Source organism: Candidatus Limimorpha avicola (assembly GCF_056978975.1).
The window spans coordinates 234,751-256,058 of record NZ_DBMCYK010000001.1 but is presented as its reverse complement, the minus strand read 5'-3'; the positions used below and the strand labels follow the sequence as shown (position 1 = coordinate 256,058).

General features: G+C 39.0%; 22 protein-coding genes. 8 read left to right on the top strand and 14 right to left on the bottom strand.

Features of this window, described 5'->3' with window-relative positions; all coding sequences use genetic code 11:
- Window positions 1-106 precede the first annotated feature (106 nt).
- Window positions 107-1,075 carry a M23 family metallopeptidase gene (locus ACZOVS_RS01095; RefSeq protein ID WP_483995389.1) on the top strand — a complete coding sequence of 323 codons (969 nt, stop codon included), beginning with the start codon at window positions 107-109 and terminating at the stop codon, window positions 1,073-1,075.
- 1 nt (window position 1,076) lies between these two features.
- Complete coding sequence (locus tag ACZOVS_RS01090; RefSeq protein WP_483995388.1) at window positions 1,077-1,430, top strand: MerR family transcriptional regulator; 354 nt, start codon at window positions 1,077-1,079, stop codon at window positions 1,428-1,430.
- Window positions 1,431-1,453: 23 nt separating this feature from the next.
- On the opposite strand, the gene rfaD is transcribed toward ACZOVS_RS01090, so the two are convergent.
- Genes rfaD through ACZOVS_RS01070 form a run of 4 tightly spaced genes read right to left on the bottom strand, consistent with a single transcriptional unit; the run spans window position 1,454 to window position 6,591 of the window.
- Window positions 1,454-2,419: an ADP-glyceromanno-heptose 6-epimerase gene (rfaD, locus tag ACZOVS_RS01085; protein WP_483995387.1), complete on the bottom strand. Its 966-nt coding sequence runs from the start codon at window positions 2,417-2,419 to the stop codon at window positions 1,454-1,456.
- A 6-nt stretch (window positions 2,420-2,425) separates the two neighbouring features.
- Window positions 2,426-3,481 (bottom strand): RluA family pseudouridine synthase, encoded by a 1,056-nt coding sequence (locus ACZOVS_RS01080; protein WP_483995386.1) that lies wholly within the window; start codon window positions 3,479-3,481, stop codon window positions 2,426-2,428.
- Window positions 3,482-3,488: 7 nt separating this feature from the next.
- The gene (locus tag ACZOVS_RS01075) at window positions 3,489-5,624 is read right to left on the bottom strand and encodes a T9SS type A sorting domain-containing protein (protein ID WP_483995385.1); all 2,136 of its coding nucleotides are present in this window, start codon (window positions 5,622-5,624) and stop codon (window positions 3,489-3,491) included.
- The gene (locus tag ACZOVS_RS01070; protein ID WP_483995384.1) at window positions 5,575-6,591 is read right to left on the bottom strand and encodes a PASTA domain-containing protein; all 1,017 of its coding nucleotides are present in this window, start codon (window positions 6,589-6,591) and stop codon (window positions 5,575-5,577) included. Before ACZOVS_RS01070 ends, ACZOVS_RS01075 begins: the two co-directional genes overlap by 50 nt.
- Window positions 6,592-6,684: 93 nt before the next feature.
- Here ACZOVS_RS01070 and ACZOVS_RS01065 point away from each other — a divergent pair, with 93 nt between their 5' ends.
- The 4 genes from ACZOVS_RS01065 to ACZOVS_RS01050 all read left to right on the top strand — a co-directional run bounded on the left by ACZOVS_RS01065 (window position 6,685) and on the right by ACZOVS_RS01050 (window position 9,813).
- Entirely contained in the window at window positions 6,685-7,656 is a 972-nt protein-coding gene (locus tag ACZOVS_RS01065) for a D-alanine--D-alanine ligase (RefSeq protein WP_483995383.1), read from the top strand.
- A 12-nt stretch (window positions 7,657-7,668) separates the two neighbouring features.
- On the top strand, window positions 7,669-8,823 hold the full coding sequence (locus ACZOVS_RS01060) for an AI-2E family transporter (RefSeq protein ID WP_483995382.1): 1,155 nt from the start codon (window positions 7,669-7,671) through the stop codon (window positions 8,821-8,823).
- Between the two features lie 76 nt (window positions 8,824-8,899).
- Window positions 8,900-9,139, top strand: coding sequence for a YtxH domain-containing protein (locus ACZOVS_RS01055; protein ID WP_483995381.1), 240 nt, complete (start codon window positions 8,900-8,902; stop codon window positions 9,137-9,139).
- An 11-nt stretch (window positions 9,140-9,150) separates the two neighbouring features.
- Window positions 9,151-9,813, top strand: coding sequence for a hypothetical protein (locus tag ACZOVS_RS01050; protein WP_483995380.1), 663 nt, complete (start codon window positions 9,151-9,153; stop codon window positions 9,811-9,813).
- Between the two features lie 631 nt (window positions 9,814-10,444).
- On the opposite strand, the gene ACZOVS_RS01045 is transcribed toward ACZOVS_RS01050, so the two are convergent.
- Complete coding sequence (locus ACZOVS_RS01045) at window positions 10,445-11,080, bottom strand: Lcl C-terminal domain-containing protein (protein ID WP_483995379.1); 636 nt, start codon at window positions 11,078-11,080, stop codon at window positions 10,445-10,447.
- Window positions 11,081-11,837: 757 nt separating this feature from the next.
- Between ACZOVS_RS01045 and tamL the strand changes: the two genes are divergently transcribed.
- Together tamL and ACZOVS_RS01035 are read left to right on the top strand one after the other, a co-directional pair.
- Window positions 11,838-14,138: a translocation and assembly module lipoprotein TamL gene (gene tamL / locus ACZOVS_RS01040; protein WP_483995378.1), complete on the top strand. Its 2,301-nt coding sequence runs from the start codon at window positions 11,838-11,840 to the stop codon at window positions 14,136-14,138.
- Between the two features lie 12 nt (window positions 14,139-14,150).
- Complete coding sequence (locus ACZOVS_RS01035) at window positions 14,151-15,584, top strand: ATP-dependent DNA helicase (protein WP_483995377.1); 1,434 nt, start codon at window positions 14,151-14,153, stop codon at window positions 15,582-15,584.
- 162 nt (window positions 15,585-15,746) lie between these two features.
- On the opposite strand, the gene eno is transcribed toward ACZOVS_RS01035, so the two are convergent.
- The 9 genes from eno to map form a co-directional block, all read right to left on the bottom strand.
- A complete protein-coding gene (gene eno, locus ACZOVS_RS01030) occupies window positions 15,747-17,036 on the bottom strand; it encodes a phosphopyruvate hydratase (protein ID WP_483995376.1) in 1,290 nt (429 codons plus the stop codon).
- Between the two features lie 108 nt (window positions 17,037-17,144).
- Complete coding sequence (gene rplQ, locus ACZOVS_RS01025) at window positions 17,145-17,612, bottom strand: 50S ribosomal protein L17 (protein WP_483995375.1); 468 nt, start codon at window positions 17,610-17,612, stop codon at window positions 17,145-17,147.
- Window positions 17,613-17,616: 4 nt separating this feature from the next.
- The gene (locus ACZOVS_RS01020) at window positions 17,617-18,609 is read right to left on the bottom strand and encodes a DNA-directed RNA polymerase subunit alpha (RefSeq protein WP_483995374.1); all 993 of its coding nucleotides are present in this window, start codon (window positions 18,607-18,609) and stop codon (window positions 17,617-17,619) included.
- Window positions 18,610-18,627: 18 nt separating this feature from the next.
- Window positions 18,628-19,233, bottom strand: coding sequence for a 30S ribosomal protein S4 (gene rpsD, locus ACZOVS_RS01015; protein WP_483995373.1), 606 nt, complete (start codon window positions 19,231-19,233; stop codon window positions 18,628-18,630).
- Window positions 19,234-19,264: 31 nt separating this feature from the next.
- The gene (gene rpsK, locus ACZOVS_RS01010; RefSeq protein WP_483995372.1) at window positions 19,265-19,654 is read right to left on the bottom strand and encodes a 30S ribosomal protein S11; all 390 of its coding nucleotides are present in this window, start codon (window positions 19,652-19,654) and stop codon (window positions 19,265-19,267) included.
- A 45-nt stretch (window positions 19,655-19,699) separates the two neighbouring features.
- Window positions 19,700-20,080, bottom strand: a complete 381-nt coding sequence (gene rpsM, locus ACZOVS_RS01005) for a 30S ribosomal protein S13 (protein ID WP_483995407.1) — start codon at window positions 20,078-20,080, stop codon at window positions 19,700-19,702.
- 20 nt (window positions 20,081-20,100) lie between these two features.
- Window positions 20,101-20,217, bottom strand: coding sequence for a 50S ribosomal protein L36 (gene rpmJ / locus ACZOVS_RS01000; RefSeq protein WP_178462370.1), 117 nt, complete (start codon window positions 20,215-20,217; stop codon window positions 20,101-20,103).
- A 70-nt stretch (window positions 20,218-20,287) separates the two neighbouring features.
- Window positions 20,288-20,506 (bottom strand): translation initiation factor IF-1, encoded by a 219-nt coding sequence (gene infA / locus ACZOVS_RS00995; RefSeq protein ID WP_483995371.1) that lies wholly within the window; start codon window positions 20,504-20,506, stop codon window positions 20,288-20,290.
- A gap of 13 nt (window positions 20,507-20,519) precedes the next feature.
- Window positions 20,520-21,296 (bottom strand): type I methionyl aminopeptidase, encoded by a 777-nt coding sequence (map, locus tag ACZOVS_RS00990; protein ID WP_483995370.1) that lies wholly within the window; start codon window positions 21,294-21,296, stop codon window positions 20,520-20,522.
- Window positions 21,297-21,308 lie beyond the last annotated feature (12 nt).

Sequence of the window (21,308 nt, the reverse complement as noted above, 5' to 3'; positions counted from 1 at the left end):
ATCAATTTTTGATTATTTCTGTAAAAATAATTTGCAAATTTAGACAAAAATTATTATTTTTGTCGCTTAAAATTAAAAATAGAGATTTTTCATTAAAAAAGATACAATGAAGAAGAAATATACATACAATCCCATAACGGAAAAGTATGAAGAATATAAAACAACCTGGAAAACGCGTTTACTGATAATTTTCATCTTATCACTTGTTGCCGGAGCTTTAGGATATACTGCTTCTACCATGGTATATTACACCTTTGGCACACCTGAAGAGCGTGTATTGAACAGAGAATTGGAATATATGCGTCTGCAATATAAAATCATGTCCGACAAGTTGGACAACATGGAACTGCTTGTCAAGGAGATGCAGACCCATGATGACAACATATACCGTTCCATTTTCGGTGTCGAGCCAATACCGACATCTGTAAGAGAAGCCGGTCGTGGCGGCACCAACCGTTATGAGGCTCTTGAGGGTTATTCTCATTCCGAAGAAATTATCGAAATAGCTGAAAAGATAGACAAATTCTCAAGTCAGTTATATGTTCAGTCCAAGTCTTTCGACGAGATTTACGAAATTGCAAAGACAAAAGAAGACATGATGAAACACGTGCCTGCCATAATGCCAGTAAAAAGAACCACCATCTACGGCATATCTTCGCATTTCGGATACAGGACAGACCCTTTTTATAAAGTAAACAAGATGCACAGCGGCATAGATTTCAGCGGTCCTAAGGGAAGTCCCATTTATGCCACCGGCGACGGCGTGGTAGAAAAAACCGTAAAATCCAAAACAGGTTATGGCAACAATATCATCATAAACCATGGATACGGCTACAAGACACGATATGCTCACCTCAACAGCATCAATGTAAAAAAAGGAGATAAAATAAAAAGAGGTCAAAAGATAGGCACCTTGGGTAATACCGGGAAATCATCCGGTCCTCACCTGCATTATGAGGTAATAAAAAACAATGTTCCGGTGAACCCTATCAACTTCTTTTACAATGACCTTACTCCGGAGATGTACGACAAGATAATAGAGTTGTCGAAGACACCGCATCAAAGCATGGATTGACATGGAGATAAAAAAACTTTATTACAGAATAGGCGAAGTCGCCGAGATGTTCGGAGTCAACACCTCCCTGATACGTTATTGGGAGAGTGAGTTTCCCGTGCTGAGACCGAGAAAAAGCACCAAAGGGAATCGTCTGTTTACAGAACGCGACATACGTTATCTTCAAGTCATTTATGATCTCGTGAAAGTAAAAGGCATGACGATACAGGGTGCAAAAAACACCATGAAAAACAAGTTCGACAAACTCGAAGAACGTGCCGCCATATTGTTGACATTAAAGAAAAACCGTGAATTTTTAATGTCTCTCGACAAAGAATTGGAAGATAAAATCAAAAGTCTTTCCGAGAAACATTAAATCAGATGCCATATCGTCCGTTATCAAAAATAACGATGCCCCGACAAATAATTGCAAACATAATCGTTTATGCCGTCTTCCAATGAAGTAAAATCTTTGTCATAACCGGCACTTCTCAGTTTCTGCATGTTGGCCTCAGTAAAATACTGATATTTGTCTCTGATATCCAAAGGAGTATCAATAAATTTGATCTTGACTTCTTTTCCCATTGCCTTAAAGGTATTTGTTGCAAGGTCTAAGAAAGAACGAGCCTTGCCGGTACCGAGATTGTAAAGTCCGCTTGCCGGTCTGTTTTCAATAAGAAAAAGTATCACTGAGGCGATATCCTTAACATAAACAAAGTCACGCAACTGCTGTCCGTCTGCGTAGTCAGGTCGGTGCGAACGGAACAGTCTCACCTCGCCGCAATCTGTTATCTGGTTGAAAGAGTGCATTATGACAGAAGCCATTCTGCCTTTGTGATATTCGTTAGGTCCATAAACATTAAAGAATTTAAGACCGGCCCAAAACGGAGGCATTTTATCCTGCCGAAGGATCCATTTGTCTGTCTCATTCTTCGAGCGTCCGTAAGGATTAAGAGGCTGCAATCTATCGACCACATCATGATTATCGTCATAGCCGAGTTCTCCGCCTCCGTAAGTAGCAGCCGACGAAGCGTAAATCAACGGTATCCCATACTGAGAACACATGGTCCACATCTTCTGAGTATAGTTGACATTAAGAGTAAGGAAAACATTCCAGTCGAACTCCGTGGTATCTGTCCTTGCTCCGAGATGTATTATGAAATCGACATTTTTACCGTTATCTTCCAACCATTCAAAAAAGACCTCTCTTCCAACAAGTTGACGGTAACGTTTATTCTTATAATTTTCTATTTTATTCATTTTAGAGAAGTCATCGACCAACACTATATCATCTCTTCCATACATGTTGAGACTTCCTGCCACCACACTGCCGATAAAGCCGGCTGCTCCTGTTATTACTATCATAATATATTATTTTTCATCATTACGCGATGCCACATAGCGGCGCCATCTGTCAAGGACCGTCTTCATATCGTAGGGCAATTCCGAGTCGAACATCATCTGTTTACCCGAAGAAGGATGTACAAAGCCTATCATCTTGGCATGGAGACAATGCCGTGGTATCTCGGTAAAACAATTATCAACAAACTGACGATATTTGGAAAACGTAGTACCTTTCAATATAATATTACCGCCATACATGGCATCATTAAACAAAGGATGTCCCATATACTGGAAATGCACACGTATCTGGTGAGTACGACCTGTCTCGAGACGGCATTCCACGAGTGACACATAACGAAAGCGTTCCAACACCTTGTAATGTGTAATTGCGGTCTTGCCCTGAGAGCCGTCAGGAAATACCGTCATTGCCACACGGTCTTTAATATTACGGCCGATATTGCCTTCAATAGTACCTTCATCCTCGTCGAAGTCGCCCCACACCACTGCCTGATAGCGTCTTTGTGTAGAATGGTCAAAAAACTGTTTAGCCAACACCGTCTGTGCCATTTCATTTTTTGCGACCACCATCAAACCGGTGGTATCTTTGTCTATTCTGTGCACCAGATAGCCGAATCCGTTTTCCACTTGGGAGCCGTTTTCCTTAAAATGAAAGGCAAGAGCATTAAGCAAAGTCCCGTTGAAATTGCCATGACCCGGGTGCACCACAAGCCCTGCCTGTTTATTGACAACTATGACATCATCATCTTCATATACCACATCGAGCGGTATGTCCTCCGGATATATCACGACCTCACGAGGAGGATACGACAACACTACCGACACCACGTCATCAGGTTTCACCCTGTAATTCTGTTTCACCGGTTTGTCATTGACGAGTATGCTGCCGGCCTTTGCCGCCTGCTGGACCCTGTTGCGCGAGATATTTTCCAATCTTCCCTGCAAGAACTTGTCCACACGCATCAAAGTCTGTCCTTTATCGACAACTATACGATAATGTTCAAACAACTCTGTATTCTCCTCTTCAGAGCTGTCACTATATACACCTGTAAAATCTTCTGTCATAAATCTGTCAACGCGATATCACAAACTTGGAAGTCCTGAAACTCCCATCTTTCATCATAATTCTAATAAAATAAATGCCATTATTCAACATATCGACATTCAACATATCAGAATATCGAGACATCATCAACTCTCTACCCATGACATCGAAAACCTTGACTGCCATTGCCTCAGAAGCATCCACACCACCAATATGCAAGGTGCCGTCCGTCGGATTGGGATATACTGTCAAAACATCAAGTTTACTTTCATTTTCCGGAACACCTATATAATACGACTTGCCCAAAACGGGACGTATCATAACGGAACCTTGGAAAGAACTGTTCTTCCAGCCTTCTCCGGTATCATAAAAGTTATATTGACTGTTATCTACAGAAGTATCGAAGCCTATGTTGATACTCCTGTCGTTCTGTTGCATGATTCCAACATAAAACAGATTATTTACCATTACAGTTTTATCAAAAGGGAAATATCCGAATCTATAGATAATACTGTCAGACCATTGAGGACGTTGATTTTCCAGGCGGTACATCTCCGTACCAGGTTTACCGTTATTATCACCCCACACCACAATATCGAAAAACTCATAATTGGAATTATTGAAAGTCCTGTTAAAAAGCATCTGTACGCCACAGAGAGTATCCGGAGTAGATACCTTATATTGTACAGCAAAACAGGCTTCCTCCGGCACGACACCGTAGCCTTTCTCCGGGATACCGTCATCATAAGCATAATAGTTATAAAACCCCTGATGACGTACCAATGAATCCGACTCTACCATATTGCCGTATTCATCGACGACTTCTATATAATGACGTATCACAAAAGAAGTTGTATCGGCTGTATTCTCGAAATCATACACAAAGTTGGAAAGATAAGCATCCACAGTATCTATTCCCATGCTGTTATACGGTTGCAACACAAAAGGACTCATCTCATAATCATAACTCCAGTCATCGGTGACCGACTGCACATTACATCTATACTGCACCTGATGAGCGAGACTGTCGGTATTGGAGAGATACAGTCGTGTCTCATTATTGACGGCAGCGATGAAATTATTCTTGTATTGTCTGTACGGCATAGCCTGATAACGTTTCAACAAAGAAGGAGAATATTGTGAAAATCCGACTTTGGGATAATACCTGTTTTTTTGTCCTCTGTTTTTATCGAGATATACATAATCGACGTTCCACTGGTCCATATTGCTTCTGTCGTTAGGATACATGGTAGAAGGCAGAGTACCATAGTTGAAAAACAGCACATAAAAACTGCCTGAGAAAAACGCCTCGTCGGTGACCGGTATCATCACCTGTTTAAAAGAGTTTCCATTATTTTGAAGCATGAAAGTGTCGAGCGACATTCCCGGAGTGCTCCACACCTGTTTCCATTTTATTCTCTCATAAAACACCGTATCGCAAGGCATCAATATCATGTCGTTTTGGACGAGCACAGAATTGGCAATTGCATAAAGTTCCGGATTACAGGGTGAATTATAATGATAAACCGTATCGCCCGGGTATATGGTATCCTGTCCCATAGCCTCGAGCATGCCTCCGGATATCTGAATATACATAGAGTCCACATAGAAGTCCTGAACGCCATAGCCAAACTGGAGCACGAGAGAGTCATCAGTTTCCGGTGCATCGCCATAGCCCTGCGGCTGATAATAAAAACTGAAATACACAGAATCGGCAGGAGTCAAAGCTCTCCATATCCCGTTATCCATCACGGAATCAAGACGAATGCGAACCGACATGAGCGAATCGGCAATAAAAGGATTGGAACTGCCGTTGGAATAAACCTTGCCAAACTCATCGAGCAAGTCAAAAGTTGCAGCCTGATAGTTTACCGGATATTTCGGGAAACCATGATTTACAAGGACTTTCTTGTTTTGCCATTTATTCCGGTCGGGATATGTCTTCGTATTTGAGAAATCATCGAAAAATGGCAGTGTGAGAGCTTCATCGGAACGTTTCACATCGTCAAGTTCGCCGGCAGGAATATTTCCATAAGAGAAATCCGTAACATATTCCTGTGCAACACACATCGTTCCAAAAAACAATGTCAACGATACTATAAAAAAGAATCTGTTAAAACTCATATTCGGAATCATATTCATATTCATTATTATCTTCTTCATAATTGATATTATTCATCGGACGTACAAACTCAAGCTCCATATCCTGTGCACGTTCTATGGAATCGAATGAGAAGCGTCTATTTGTCAAAATAAAATTAAAGCTGTCGATAACCATCTGTATTTCAAACACAGGCGCCTTGTTTCTCTCCATTGCATTGACCATGGAGTCTTTCTTGGCACGTTCACCAAGATAGGAAGCAAAGTCGAACACATTCTCAGAACGATAATACACATTGACAGGAGAGCCGAGTTCAACATAAACGTCCTTGTTATAAGAAGGTTCCATGGCTGAAACACGCATCAGGCTGTCCGGAGCATTATCCACATTTATTTCATTGCCTAAGTTGAGAGAAGCATTATGAAGTGCAGATAAGACCTGAGATTTCGACATTCCTACAAGGTCCGGTATATTGGTAAGTCGCTCACCTGTTCCGTATCCGACTTCGAGAGTAACGGCAGTGCCTTTCTGTACCATAACATCCGGTTCTATGACCTCATCATCAATATATTGATTCACCACGGCATTTCTCGCAAAATAATCCACAAAGACGAGTTTGTCAACCACAAGTCCGTTGGAGTTAAGTGTCACCATAGCCTGACGAAGAGACAAATTGCGCAGATTAGGCATTTTCACCATTTCAGGGGATATACATGTCCTCACATAATATATGTTACGACCTTTTTTCACTTTCGAATCCGGTTTAGGGTCTTGCTGATATACAGCGCCTTCAGGAAAGTCCTTGACATATACGGTATCCATGAGAATAAAGGTGTAATCTTCACCATAACGTTGTTCCATCTCGCGATAATCCATTCCAATGAAGTTAGGAACTCCGTATTCTTCACCATGCCGGGTAAACTTATCCAACACCCCAAAAGCTAACTCAAAAATGCCTACAACAGCTAATATAATGATTATCAAATGAATATAAAACGCCTTGTCTCTCAAAAACCCGAAAAACTTCATTATTAAATTTTTATTATCTATTATAACGTTGATTTTATTATTTTTGGTGCGACAAAGATAATTATTTTTCGTTGAATTCTTATAATAGACATCATGAAAAAAATAGCAATAGTTTGTGGAGGGTATTCCGGTGAGTATGAAATTTCCATCAACAGTGCAAAAGTGGTAAAAGAACATCTCGACCCGAACAAATACGAATCTTATATCATTGTAATACAGAGAGACAGCTGGTATTATTTTGATGGAAACGACAAGGTGTGCGAAGTTGACAGGAATGATTTCTCCATCATGAAAGGAGACATGAAAATCACTTTCGATGCTGTTTTCAATGCCATTCACGGCATACCCGGAGAAGACGGCGAACTATTGGGATATTTCGACATGCTGAAGATTCCATATACGTCGTCAGGATTCACCACCTCGGCAGTAACATTCCACAAAGAGTTTTGCAAGACGCTTGCCGGTGCTTACGGTGCCAACATCTCCCCCTCTGTTACGCTAAGAAAAGACGACAGATACGACGTCAACGAGATAGCTGACACATTAGGGCTTCCCGTTTTCGTCAAACCGGTATGCAATGGTTCAAGTGTAGGCGTCAGCAAAGTCAACACCATGGAACAGTTCGATGATGCGATAAGACATGCTTTCTCTGCCGGTGATGAAATCATGGTAGAGAAATACGTCAAAGGAAGAGAACTCGCCTGCTCGGTGATGGAAGTAAAAGGCAAAATGATAGTGTTTCCCTTGACAGAAATAATAAGCAAGAACGAATTCTTCGATTACGAAGCCAAATATACTGCCGGCAAAGCCGATGAGATAACACCTGCCGACATTGACGAAGAAGTTGAAATAGAGGTAAAAGCGACCTCCGCCATGCTGTACAAAAAGTTAGAATGCAAAGGATTCGCCCGTTTCGATTACATCCTAAGCGATGAAGAACTGACTTTCATCGAAGTCAACATAGTACCGGGCATGTCAACGGCAAGCATCTTGCCGAAACAGGCGGCATTCATGGGTATCTCGCTCGACAAATTGTTCGACATGACTTTAGAAAACATACTGTAAAATAACCCGATTATGGAAAAATTAATAAACCTTATAAAACCTTTGAGCGGTATCTTGGTATTGGTCCTGCTTGCCTACTTCTTCCCGGACCTTGCCGTTTATTTTGCGATATCGTCTGTTTTGTTCATCATAGGAAGACCTGTATGTGAATTCATTAAAAAATTACATATCAAAAAGTTGTATATCAACAGCAGTATAGCAGCCATACTGACACTGATTATCATGTTTGGTTTTATCTCATTATTCGTATTGATAATAATACCATTGATAAACAAGGAGGCCAACTTATTATCCAATATAGATTACGATGCTGTCTGGGCTTATTTCAAAAAACCCGTGACAATGGTTTTTGACTTTCTAAGCAACTACAACATAATAAGGTCACAGGAAGAAACTCTCTTGTTTATTGAAAAATATCTCAACAGTCTTCTCAACTGGACCAATTTCAGCACTGTATTCACATCGGTAGTATCTGCCACGAGTTCATTCTTCGTAGGATTGTTCTCCATCATTTTTCTGACATTCTTTTTGTTGAGAGAGCCGACTATAATCAACAACATTTTCAAGGCTGTCACACCTGACAGATCCATTCCAAAGATGGAAAAGATATTAAGTCTCACCCGAAAGATGTTGACAAGATACATTTTCGGACTGATAACGGAAGTCATCACCATGATGATATTGATTTCGACAAGTTTATACATTTTCGGCATCGACAACGCCCTGATGATAGGATTCATAGGAGGCTTGATGAACATTATCCCATATCTCGGACCTCTGATGGGATGTATATTAGGCACACTGTTAGGCATCATCTCGGTACTCAGCAGCGGGTTATATTCAGAGTTGTTACATCATTCGTTAGTCATTATATGTTCTTTCGTCGGAGCCAATCTCATCGACAATTTTGTATTGCAGCCTTTGATTTATTCCAAAAGTGTCAGTGCTCACCCGATGGAGATTTTCTTCGTAATATTAATTGGAGGTAAAATAGGTGGAATATTGGGCATGATTATTGCCATTCCAACCTATACTATCATACGCATTATCGCAAGTCAGTTCCTGATAGGATTCAAGTTTGTCGAAATGTTAACGCAAAATCTGAACGCCATACAGACCAAGAAAAAGAAGATTGACAAAAAAGAAGACATTGTCGATAAAAGTTGAAGTTTTTATCTTTTATTAAGATTCACCGGAAAACATTTCACTATTATCGATGTTTAAAGAAAAAACAAAAAGCATTATGAGCAACAGAACAAAGAAAACATTATTGGTTTTAGGAGTCGGCCTCATCACAGGCATGGCTGCAGGCGTCATTCTTGGTGTGTTATATGCCCCCGACAAAGGCGTAGAGACAAGACGCAGATTGAAATCACAGGCAAGGGATTTGGAAGACAAAATCCTCGACAAATTTGAAAATGTGCGTAACAACGAACGCAAAGAAAAATCAGAGACTCGGCACAATGTAGCTGAAGTCGTTTAAATTATTAAAATATGTTTGAAAACAAGTTAGGCAATACCGTTTCACAAATCAAGGATGATGTTATCAACCTTATCAATTTAAAGTTAGCTTATTATGAGTTAATCCTCACAAAAAGAATAATAAAATGTGTTTCAGCACTGATAGGCAATATTATAATTGCCATCTTCTTCATTTTAGTGCTTGTCTCACTGTCGTTTGCTTTTGTCTCGTGGTACGGAAGCAAATATGGCAACATATATGACGGATTTCTAATATTAAGCGGCATTTACGTCATTATTGGTTTTGCGACGTATTGCCTGACTAAAAAATTTATCGTCAGACAGATAACACGACTGCTCAATGACAGAGAAGACAACAAGGACAATTGTTTGTCAACATTGAAAGTCCCTCAGAACTTAACTGAACTCGACCAACAGATAGATTACCTCAATCTGAAAATCAAAAAGACCAATGTTGACATTCAATATGACTTCAACGAGATGAGCGAGATGATGTCGTTGAGACGCATAATCTTGGATATCATGTCCAATACATTGGTATTCAGAAAAATAGCCGATTTCATTAAAAGATTCACCAACAACGGAGATGATGAAGAAACCAACGACGGAGACGAAAAAACGGATGAAACCATAGACAATGAAGGAAACGGTAATGACCCTGTAGATGAAAAATGACACATTGCAACAAATAAAAAACCACTAAATCAAGCTGCTGATATTCACGCAGCTTTTTTTTGTAAAAATTCATAATGTACAATGCCACTTTATAATGCCATTCCAACGTATTTATTTTTAACTTAACAGCAGTAACAACACTACCGTAAGATCCGGAAGTTTTATTTTGGTATTAGGTAAAGCAGACATCTGTTCCATAACAAACTTATTATTGCAACGAATTGCAATTTATTTCATTACACCAATTATATGAAATTTTATTGGTATTTTTTAATTTTTAGAAACGACCAATTATTATCATGGCAGGTAGAAGTCATCCACTGCATTTTCTCGAACAGGAAAATATGATTGAAAATTCCATAAAAATCTTTACATAAGAATAATATACAGGTATTTTAAACACTTGACAATTCGTGCATCAGTTTGTATTATAAATAACTACAGTAACAAAACTTGCCGAATAATTATAAAGTTTGTAAAAACTCATCCGAATTTATAAAACCGATTATTATCGTCAGAAATTTCATTTTCAAATTTAATCACCTAAATATATAAAAAAATATTCTTTTTTTAAAAAAGTGGTGTGACTTTCAAATATCACACCACAAGCAAATCATAAACACAACAGTCTTTAATCTGATACAGGGCGTATGGATAGACCTTCGCAACGATCATCCCAATCCATACTAAGTTCCCTACTATCAAAGTCGAGGAAGTATGCATCATAAGTTATAAAAGACTCTTTAGGTGTAGAACTCCAATAAGCACCATCCGAACCTGCATCATCAAGAGAAAACCCCTCACGGTAACCCGCAGCAGGAAGAAAGATGCTATTTCCATTCGGCCCCGTTACTATATACCCATAATTATTATTTCTAATAGTCCATGTCCATGTACAATTATTAATTAATTCTTCAAATTCGGATCTGATTGGCAACCTCCAAGTTCCTCCCCAATTAACTCTTGCTGCGTCATATTGAGGATTGCCACTTATATCTCCAATAGATTGTCCCCATGTCATACTATTTTCTTCGGTATAAATCGATTTTGTCATCGTTTCTCCCCACGCATAATAATTACCGTAATCGTAAGGAGAATCAGCTCCTATATTGCATGTTGCCCATAATAATCCGCTCGGCAGTCCTAAGTCAACATAATCGTGGCCGTTGAATTGCCCATTGACAATCGTTATTTCCTCCAACTTTTGCTTTCTGCACATAGTTAATGTCAAAAGAATCATTAACATCAATAAAACTTTCTTTTTCATATTCAAATTTATTTATTAATAATTATGCATGCTTTTTAAATTTGCAAAAATAAGTCCTTTAAAACTAAAAAGCAATATTTTTTTAAAAATCAAGATATTCTTTCATTTTACCATTAAATATCCTCAACATTTAATATTGCTGCTCGCCAAATAATAGTTTAATAGATATATCCATCTAAAATAACAACCTGAAAAACAACACTATTTATCAAAATTATTGTAAAAACAGCATAACTATAATGTCTCAACATAAAAATATTGTATTTGCATAATGAAGGACAAAGCATCATAAATAAATTCAAATTCTCAATGAACATTAATTATGAAAATTAAAAATCCGTAAAAATTTCACTCAACACATAAGTCAACATCTAACTCAGAAACGCACAAAGAGTTTTACATTTAATTCAAGGAATAATTTCATATAGCTTATATCAACAAAACAACTGATAAACCAACATTGTCAAATCTTATTAAAGATTAAGATTTAAGATTAGTAAAAATCAGATTGATTTTTTAAGAATTGCAAAATATTTTGACCATCTTCAAATAAAAAGATAAATAAAACCACTTTGATATAAAAACAATAAAATATCGAACTGTTTTTAATATTTTTCTTGTTATTATATTAACAACAATACATCAACCTATTTTATGAACAACAATTTTATATTTTAAATCATAAATTCAACATCAAAGCAACTTTATTGTATCTTTGCAAAAATGTTATTTTGTGCAGCGAGCATTAAAAATATCGATGTTATTAATCGCGACTCTGTTATTGTCGAGTTGTGCCATCAAGGGTTATATTCCTGATGACAAGAGTATCGTAACATCAAATCATGTTGTAATAGATTCTTCAAAGACTGAGTTTTCAAGATTTGACATCATTCCTTTTATTTCTCTGAAACCTACACATTCCTTTTTCGGGTTCATGCCGAGAGTCTGGCTATATTACAAGACAGAAGACAAAACAAATAAAAAATTCTGGCGTTGGGTAAACGAGAACCTGGGAAACAAGCCAACCTATCTGAGTACTATTTCTTTGGATGAATCCGAAAAACAGATAATCACCTATTTAAACAACATAGGTTATTTTAAATCCGTTGTATATTCAAGTTATATTACAAAAAGAAAACGAACCAATGTAACATACAAAATAACGCCATCCAAACCATATAAAGTTCAAAACAAAGGTTACGATATTGCCGATAGCACAATACGTAAACTCATCGCTGAGATTTTCGATGATTTGCCATTAAAAACAGGTAAGACTTACAACGCATATACTCTTGACGATGAAAGAGACAAAATTACCGAATATCTAAGAAACAATGGATATTATTATTTTTCCAAGGACTATATATATTATGACATAGACACCAATTTCATGCAGCAAAGGGCTGATATCACCTTACGTATAGAGAATGTTTATGATTCAGAAACCAACACTTATATTCCTCATAAACAATACAATATCCGCAATGTATTCATCAATCCGAACTACAACTCCCAGGAGGAACAGACAGTTCCGGATACTACAGAATATGTATTTTCTTTAACGAAAAAACTGCCCGACTTCACTTTCCATTTCGTCAACACTACCAATCCCAAGATACGATACAAAACTTTCAATCAAGTGATACAGATACACCCGAACGAGAAATATAGTCTTTACAGGGTAAGTCAAACATACAGAGGTCTTAACAACCTGAAAATATACAACAAGAACTATATAGAGTTTACTCCATTGGAAATAGAAGGTGACAGTATCAACTATTTGGATTGCAACATCAACTTACATAAAGGTAAACTCAATTATTACAATATTCAAGTAGAAGGCACCAATTCAGGGGGTGATTTAGGTATCCTGGGGAAAGTCACTTTCCGGAACAAAAACATTTTCCGTGGTTCTGAAGTTTTCAATATCAACTTCAAGGCGGGTATTCAGGCTCAAAGTGTCACTTCCGGAAGTGGAGATGTCAACAACACAAGTATATTCAACACCAAAGAGTTAGGTATTGACGTCAGCATACTGTTTCCACGTTTCCTGAGTTTCTTCGGGTTAACCAACTTTGTCCTTGAATATCAACCGAGAACAAGTCTGACTGCAGGTTACAACATGCAGATACGTTCTATATATTCAAGATACATACTAACTGCCGGGTTTGGCTATAACTGGATGCAGAACCAATCCATTCAACATATTTTAACACCCATCAATCTCAACAGTGTTAAAGTCAATCCTTCCGAAGAGTTTAAAAAACTTCTCGACCAGGAGACGAATCAGCGTATCAAAGACCAATATACCAACCACTTAATATTCGGTCTCGATTACAGTTTCATTTTCAGTAACCAAAACATACGCACACTCAACGACTTCTTTTATATTAAAATAGACTTCGAGTCTTCCGGAAATCTGCTATCGTTGTTTAACAACACTAAATTATTGAAAGAAGTAGATGATCATCATGAGATTTTCGGTATAAGTTATTCACAATATTTAAAGTTCTCGGTAGATTTTCGTTTTTACCATTATTTCGGAGAAAACCATCAGATTGTATTGCGTCAGATGGTCGGACTCGGCATACCATACGGCAACTCATACGACATGCCTTTTGAAAAGAGTTTCTTCGCAGGAGGCTCGAATGGCATGAGAGGTTGGCATTTCCGTGACCTCGGACCCGGTGGATTCAGCAATCCTCAGAATCTTGACATAGAACGTATAGGCGATATTCAACTCGAGTTCAACGTAGAATATCGTTTCCCTATCTACAGTTTTTTAAAAGGTGCCATTTTTACTGACATGGGAAACATTTGGACCTCTAAAGAGAGCAGTACTTTTGTCGATGGCAAATTCGATTTCAACACATTTTATAAACAACTTGCCATTGATGCCGGAATAGGCTTTCGTTTCGATTTCTCTTTCTTCCTTGTCAGAGTTGACGTCGCAGCTCCTATCAGAGACCCTGAATATCCTGAAAATGAACGATGGAGACTTAAAAACTTGAAACTCACCAATTTCATTTGGAACTTCGGTATTGGTTATCCATTCTAAATAATATTGTGCATGGACAATCACACTCTATATCAATATCTTGTAAGTCATTTTGAATTTCAACCCACTGAAGGACAGGCAAAAGTGCTTCAGCATCTGTCTTATTTTCTTCTTAGTGAAAAGAGTAAACCTGCATATCTGCTTCAAGGGTATGCCGGCACCGGCAAGACATCATTAGTAAGTGCAATAATAAAGTCACTTCCTCTTATTAAAATGAGTTTCAGTCTGTTGGCTCCCACAGGACGTGCTGCCAAAGTGTTAAGCAATTACACGGGAAAAACTGCATCTACCATTCACCGTAAGATTTATCGTTTTGCCGAATTCGGTGAAGGCAATATAAAAATCATACGTACCGAAAACAAGGCTCGAAACACTCTGTTCATTGTCGATGAATGCTCCATGATAGGTGATGAATACAGATATGGAGGACGTTCCCTTCTCGATGACCTTATAGAATATGTCTTCAGCGGGAAAAACTGCAAGTTGCTATTTATAGGCGACAAAGCCCAACTTCCGCCTGTTGGAACAGACCTAAGCCCTGCAAACGACATTAATATCTTGAAAAACAGCTTCAATCTTACAGTAGCCTCTTTTGAGCTTAAAGAAGTGATGCGTCAGTCTTTGGAATCAGGAGTATTGTTTAATGCCACTATGATAAGAAACAAACTGCTAAATAAAGACTGTAGCCTCCCTTTTTTCCACACCAGGAATTTCAACGACTTTCAACGCATAGACCCCATGAGCTTTGAAGAGTTGCTACAACAAAACTTCAACAGTGCCGAAGCATCAGAAAACATAATAATAGTAAGGTCCAACAAAAGAGCCGTATTATACAATCAAGCAATCAGACAAGGTATTTTACAAGAAGAGGGAGAAATATCGACAGGAGACAGACTGATGGTAGTAAAAAACAACTATTTCTGGACTGACAAGAGCAAGGAAATTGAGTTTATTGCCAACGGCGACATGATAGAAATCAATAAGATAAATCATTTTGAGGAAATGTATGGCTTCCATTTCGCCGATGTCGAGATAAGATTGACGGATTATCCGGATTCTTCTGATCTGTCTGTCAAGATATTGTTGGACACTTTGACGAGCAACAGTCCCGTCCTCACTTCCGATGAATCATGGCGTCTTTATTCTGCAATAGAAGAAGATTATATGGACATTCCTAACAAAAGAGACAGATATAAAGCCATGATGAACAATCCATGGTACAATGCATTATTAGTCAAATTCGGATATGCATTAACGTGTCATAAGACACAGGGAGGTCAATGGAAAAATGTATTCATAGATGCACCATTCCTTCCGGATGGAGAGACGCACAACATAACAGACCTTCGATGGCTCTACACAGCAGTAACAAGAGCGAAGAACAAGGTTTATCTGGTTAATTTCAAAGACGATTATTTTGAAGATTCTGAAAAACAACAGTATTGATTTAATGTAGAAAACACTGCAATACCGACAACAACAGCGATAAGTCTTTATCACTTAATCATATTCAAGTCCATATAAATAAAAAAGATGTGCCTTACTAAATATAAGCTATCCTATACGGAACAGTTTTAAGGCACATCTTTCACGATATATAATAAAAAATCATTTGCCGAACTTGAAGTTCTTGCCGGGATAGTAAGCCACATCACCAAGTTGTTCTTCAATACGCAGCAACTGGTTATATTTGGCTATACGGTCAGTACGGCTTGCAGAACCTGTTTTAATCTCACCTGTATTAAGAGCGACGGCGAGGTCTGCAATAGTAGTATCTTCAGTCTCACCCGAGCGATGGCTCATCACGGCAGTGTATGAGTTGCGATAGGCATAATTTACAGCAGCGATAGTTTCAGTAAGAGAACCTATCTGATTAACTTTCACAAGAATAGAGTTAGCAACACCGCGTTCGACACCCATTTTAAGACGTTCGACATTAGTAACGAAAAGGTCATCGCCTACGAGTTGTATTTTATTGCCAAGAGTATTGGTCATAAGTTTCCAGCCGTCCCAGTCGTCTTCAGCCATACCGTCTTCTATGGAGATGATAGGATATTTCTCTGTCCAATTTTTCCAATAATCCACCATTTGAGAAGGTGTCAATTTATCACCTGTTGATTTATGGAGATGATAGACATTTTCTTCAGGGATAAAATACTCTGACGATGCAGGGTCGAGGGCAAGGAAAACATCTTCGCCCGGACGATAGCCGGCTCTTTCAATAGCCTGTAATATCACCTCAACAGCTTCCTCATTAGATTTAAGATTAGGGGCAAAACCTCCTTCATCGCCAACATTAGTGGAATAACCGGCATTTTTAAGAACCGATTTAAGGTTATGGAACACCTCAGCGCCCATCTGCAATGCTTGACAGAAAGAAGCAGCGCCAACGGGCATTATCATAAACTCTTGAAAATCTATGCTATTATCGGCATGAGATCCTCCATTGAGGATATTCATCATCGGGATAGGCAAGGTATTGGCGCTGACGCCGCCTACATAACGGTAAAGAGGTTGGTTAGTAGTATAGGCAGCAGCCTTAGCGCAAGCAAGAGACACTCCTAGAATGGCATTAGCTCCGAGTTTACCTTTGTTGGGGGTACCGTCGAGTTCAATCAAACGCTTATCTATTTCATTTTGGTCTGTAACCTCATAGCCTGTCAGAGCGTCGGCAATAACAGTATTAACGTTATTCACTGCATTAAGGACTCCCTTGCCGAGGAACTTAGATTTATCGCCGTCGCGAAGTTCGACAGCCTCATGAACGCCTGTTGAAGCACCTGATGGTACAGCAGCACGACCGAGGACACCGTCGTCTGTTACGACATCGACTTCTACTGTAGGATTTCCACGCGAATCCAATATCTGGCGTGCGTGAACATAACTAATAGTACTCATATAACAGTTATTTTTTATGCGTTGCAAAAATACTATATTTCAGAGAAACAAACAACAAAAAAGGGACGAAAGTTTAACTCCCGTCCCAATAAAATATACTCTAAGGAATCATTCCTGAGTGTTTTCAACCGGCGTCTCGGTTGTTTCGGATACTTTTTTCTTACCGCCTCTACGAGTCGTCTTAGCAGCTTTGACTTTCTTGGTATTTGAATAAATTTCGTTATAGTCAACGAGTTCCATCATACAAATATCGGCGCAATCGCCGGGACGATTACCGAGTTTAATGATACGGGTATAGCCACCTGGGCGGTCTGCGACTTTCTGGCTTATTTCACGGAAAAGTTCAGTAACAGCATTTTTATTTTGCAGCATGCTGAACACCAAACGGCGTGAACTTGTAGAATCGTCTTTGGAACGAGTAATCATCGGTTCCACGTACATTCTAAGAGCCTTAGCTTTAGCAACGGTTGTAATGATACGTTTATTGAGAATGAGCGAGGACGCCATATTCGACAACATAGCATTACGATGTGCGCTTTTTCTACCTAAATGATTTATTTTCTTATTGTGTCTCATCTTTTTATTCCTTATCTAATTTATATTTACTGATATTCATTCCAAATTCGAGTCCTTTACTTCTAACAAGTTCATCAAGTTCCGTTAAAGACTTTTTACCGAAATTACGGAATTTGAGGAGGTCAGCCTTATTAAGGGCAACGAGATCTCCTATTGTGTCCACTTCTGCAGCTTTAAGACAATTCAAGACACGAACCGAGAGGTCCATATCCACGAGTTTAGTCTTAAGCAATTGACGTATGCGCAAAGAATTTTCGTCCAAATCATCGGTAACGATTTTCTGTTCGTCCAACATTGTTATTCTCTCGTCTGAGAAGAGCATAAAATGATAGATCAAAATTCTTGCAGCCTCGGTCATGGCGTCTTTAGGATTGATAGAGCCGTCAGTTTCAATGTCGAGAACGAGTTTCTCGTAGTCTGTTTTCTGTTCCACACGATAGTTTTCGACTTTAAAGCTGACATTACGAATAGGAGTATGGATAGAATCGATGGCAATGGTATTTATTGGAGCGGAGTCCACTCTATTTTCGTCAGCATTGACATAACCTCTTCCCTTGTTTATTGTCAAGTCCACAGTAATAGTCACAGAAGGGTCCATGTGGCATATCACCAATTCCGGGTTAAGTACCTGGAACACGGAAAGGGATTTATTAATATCGCCAGCGACAAATTCCTCCTTACCGGAGACCACCACAGTAACTTTTTCTGAAGTCTCGCCCGGTATTTGCTGTTTAAATCTCACTTGTTTAAACTTCAACACCATATCGGTCACATCTTCTATCACGCCGGGTATAGGAGCCATTTCATGTTCCACGCCTTCAATGCGTATGGAAGTAATGGCATAACCTTCGAGTGAAGAAAGCAACACTCTTCTGAGAGCATTACCTATAGTCATACCGAAACCGGGTTCGAGGGGACGAAATTCGAAGACACCTTTTTTGTCTGTCGATTCTACCATGACGACCGTGTCAGGTCTTTGAAACGCTAATATTGCCATATATCAGTTTATATTCGATTATTTAGAATACAACTCAACGATCAGTTGTTCATTGATGGTTTCAGGAATATCTTCACGGTTTGGATAGCTCATAAACTTACCGCTAAGAGATGCCGAATCCCATTCTAACCATGGAAAGCGATTGGTATGGCCTTCCACTGAATTGGTAATGACTTCCAAACTCTTTGATCTCTCACGCACTGCAATGATGTCACCCACTTTTGCCATATATGACGGTATATCAACGACCTTACCGTTAACGGTGATATGACGGTGATTCACAAGTTGACGTGCAGCGGCACGTGTTGGAGCGATGCCAAAACGGTACACGAGATTATCAAGACGTGATTCGATGAGTTGGAGTAATATTTCACCTGTGATACCTTTTTTCTTACTGGCTTTCAAGAAGATATTTCTAAACTGTCTTTCCAAAATGCCATAGGTGTATTTTGCTTTTTGTTTCTCCTGCAACTGCAAGCCATATTCAGAGACTTTCTTTCTTCTCTTTGCTGCGCCATGTTGTCCCGGAGGATAATTTCTTTTTTCGTAATTTTTATCCGGACCATAGATTGGTTCACCGAACTTACGTGCGATTTTTGTTTTAGGACCTGTATATCTTGCCATAACTAATAAATTTTAAACTGTTAAACACAAATTACACTCTCCTGCGTTTAGGCGGGCGGCATCCGTTATGCGGCAATGGAGTAACGTCAATAATTTCTGTAACCTCAACTCCCATTGAGTGGATTGAACGGATAGCTGATTCACGTCCCGAACCAGGTCCTTTTACATAAGCTTTAACTTTTCTTAATCCCAAGTCATACGCAGTCTTGGCACAATCTTCTGCAGCCATCTGAGCGGCATAAGGGGTATTCTTCTTTGAACCTTTGAATCCCATTTTTCCTGCCGATGCCCAAGATATGACTTGTCCTTCATTGTTTGTTAATGAAATGATGATGTTATTGAATGAAGCTTTGATAAATGCCTTACCGGTAGCTTCAACTTTCACAACACGTTTCTTAACGACTTTTGTGGTTTTTGCCATTTTTAACTTTTTTTAATGGTTTTTTAATATGATCCAACTACGTTATTACTTCGTAGCTTTCTTCTTGTTAGCAACAGTTTTCTTACGCCCCTTACGAGTACGTGCATTATTTTTTGTACTTTGTCCACGAAGAGGTAATCCGAGACGATGACGTATTCCTCTGTAACATCCAATATCCATCAAACGTTTGATATTGATTTGCACCTCGCTGCGAAGTTCTCCTTCTACCTTATATTCATCAGCGATGATGTTACGAATAGAATTTTGTTCGTCGTCGGTCCAGTCCTGAACCTTCTTTTCTGCATCAACGCCTGCCTTTTCAAGTATCGTTTTTGCAGATGAACGACCAATACCGTAAATATAAGTCAATGCTATCTGACCTTGTTTGTTATTCGGTATATCCACTCCAGCAATTCTAGCCATAATTTATCTGTTTTTTGTTAATATTAACCCTGACGTTGTTTTTCCTTAGGGTTCTTTTTGTTAATTACATACAATTTACCTTTACGACGCACTATTTTGCAATCGTCTGATCTCTTCTTTATTGATGCTCTGACTTTCATGATATGTTTTGATTTTTTCGCTTAAAGTCAATGTTTTATTATCATCACCTCTCTTTTCGAGAAGCATGTATTATTTATATCTGAATGTTATACGTCCTTTTGTCAAATCATAAGGCGACATCTCAAGTTTCACTCTATCACCGGGTAAAATCTTTATATAGTGCATTCTCATTTTACCAGAGATATGTGCTATTATCACCAATCCATTTTCCAATTCCACCCGAAACATTGCATTACCGAGTGATTCTATTACTGTTCCGTCCTGTTCTATCGACAATTGTTTTGCCATATAATATCCTATTTTATTTATTGATTTCCGATTCTTCAGCCCATTCAAAACTCGACAAAATCTCTGCTCTTCCCTGACGCACTACCACATCATGTTCAAAGTGAGCTGCCGGTTTACGATCCTTTGTGGTTATTGTCCAGCCGTCGCGTTCCATCACAATATCCTTCTTACCGAGCGTTATCATAGGTTCTATTGCCAAGACCATACCTTCAGACAGTCTTACTCCGGAACCTTTATTACCGTAATTTGGCACTTGTGGGTCTTCATGCATTTTGCGGCCGACTCCATGTCCCACCAATTCACGAACCACTCCATAGCCATATTGTTCAACAAAACTTTGCACGGCATGACCAATGTCGCCGACTCTGTTACCTGCCACTGCCTGTTCTATACCTTTATATAATGATTCTTTTGTTCTTTCGAGCAAAAGTCTCACCTCTTCGCTTACCTCTCCGACTGTAAAAGTATAAGCAGAATCGCCGACATAACCATTGAGCAATGTACCACAATCTATCGAAACCACATCTCCATCACGAAGCTCGTAATTTCCGGGGATACCATGGACCACCTGTTCATTGACGGAGATGCATAAACTTCCGGGAAATCCTTCATAACCTTTAAACACAGGAACTGCACCATTGTCTCTGATAAACTCTTCAGCTATCCTGTCGAGTTCTATGGTACGGACTCCCGGACGTATATGCTTTCCTACTTCGCCGAGGGTCTTACCCACCAGCAAAGCGCTTTCTCTAAGCAACTCTATTTCCGATTCTGTTCTGTAATGAATCATGATTTAGAAATC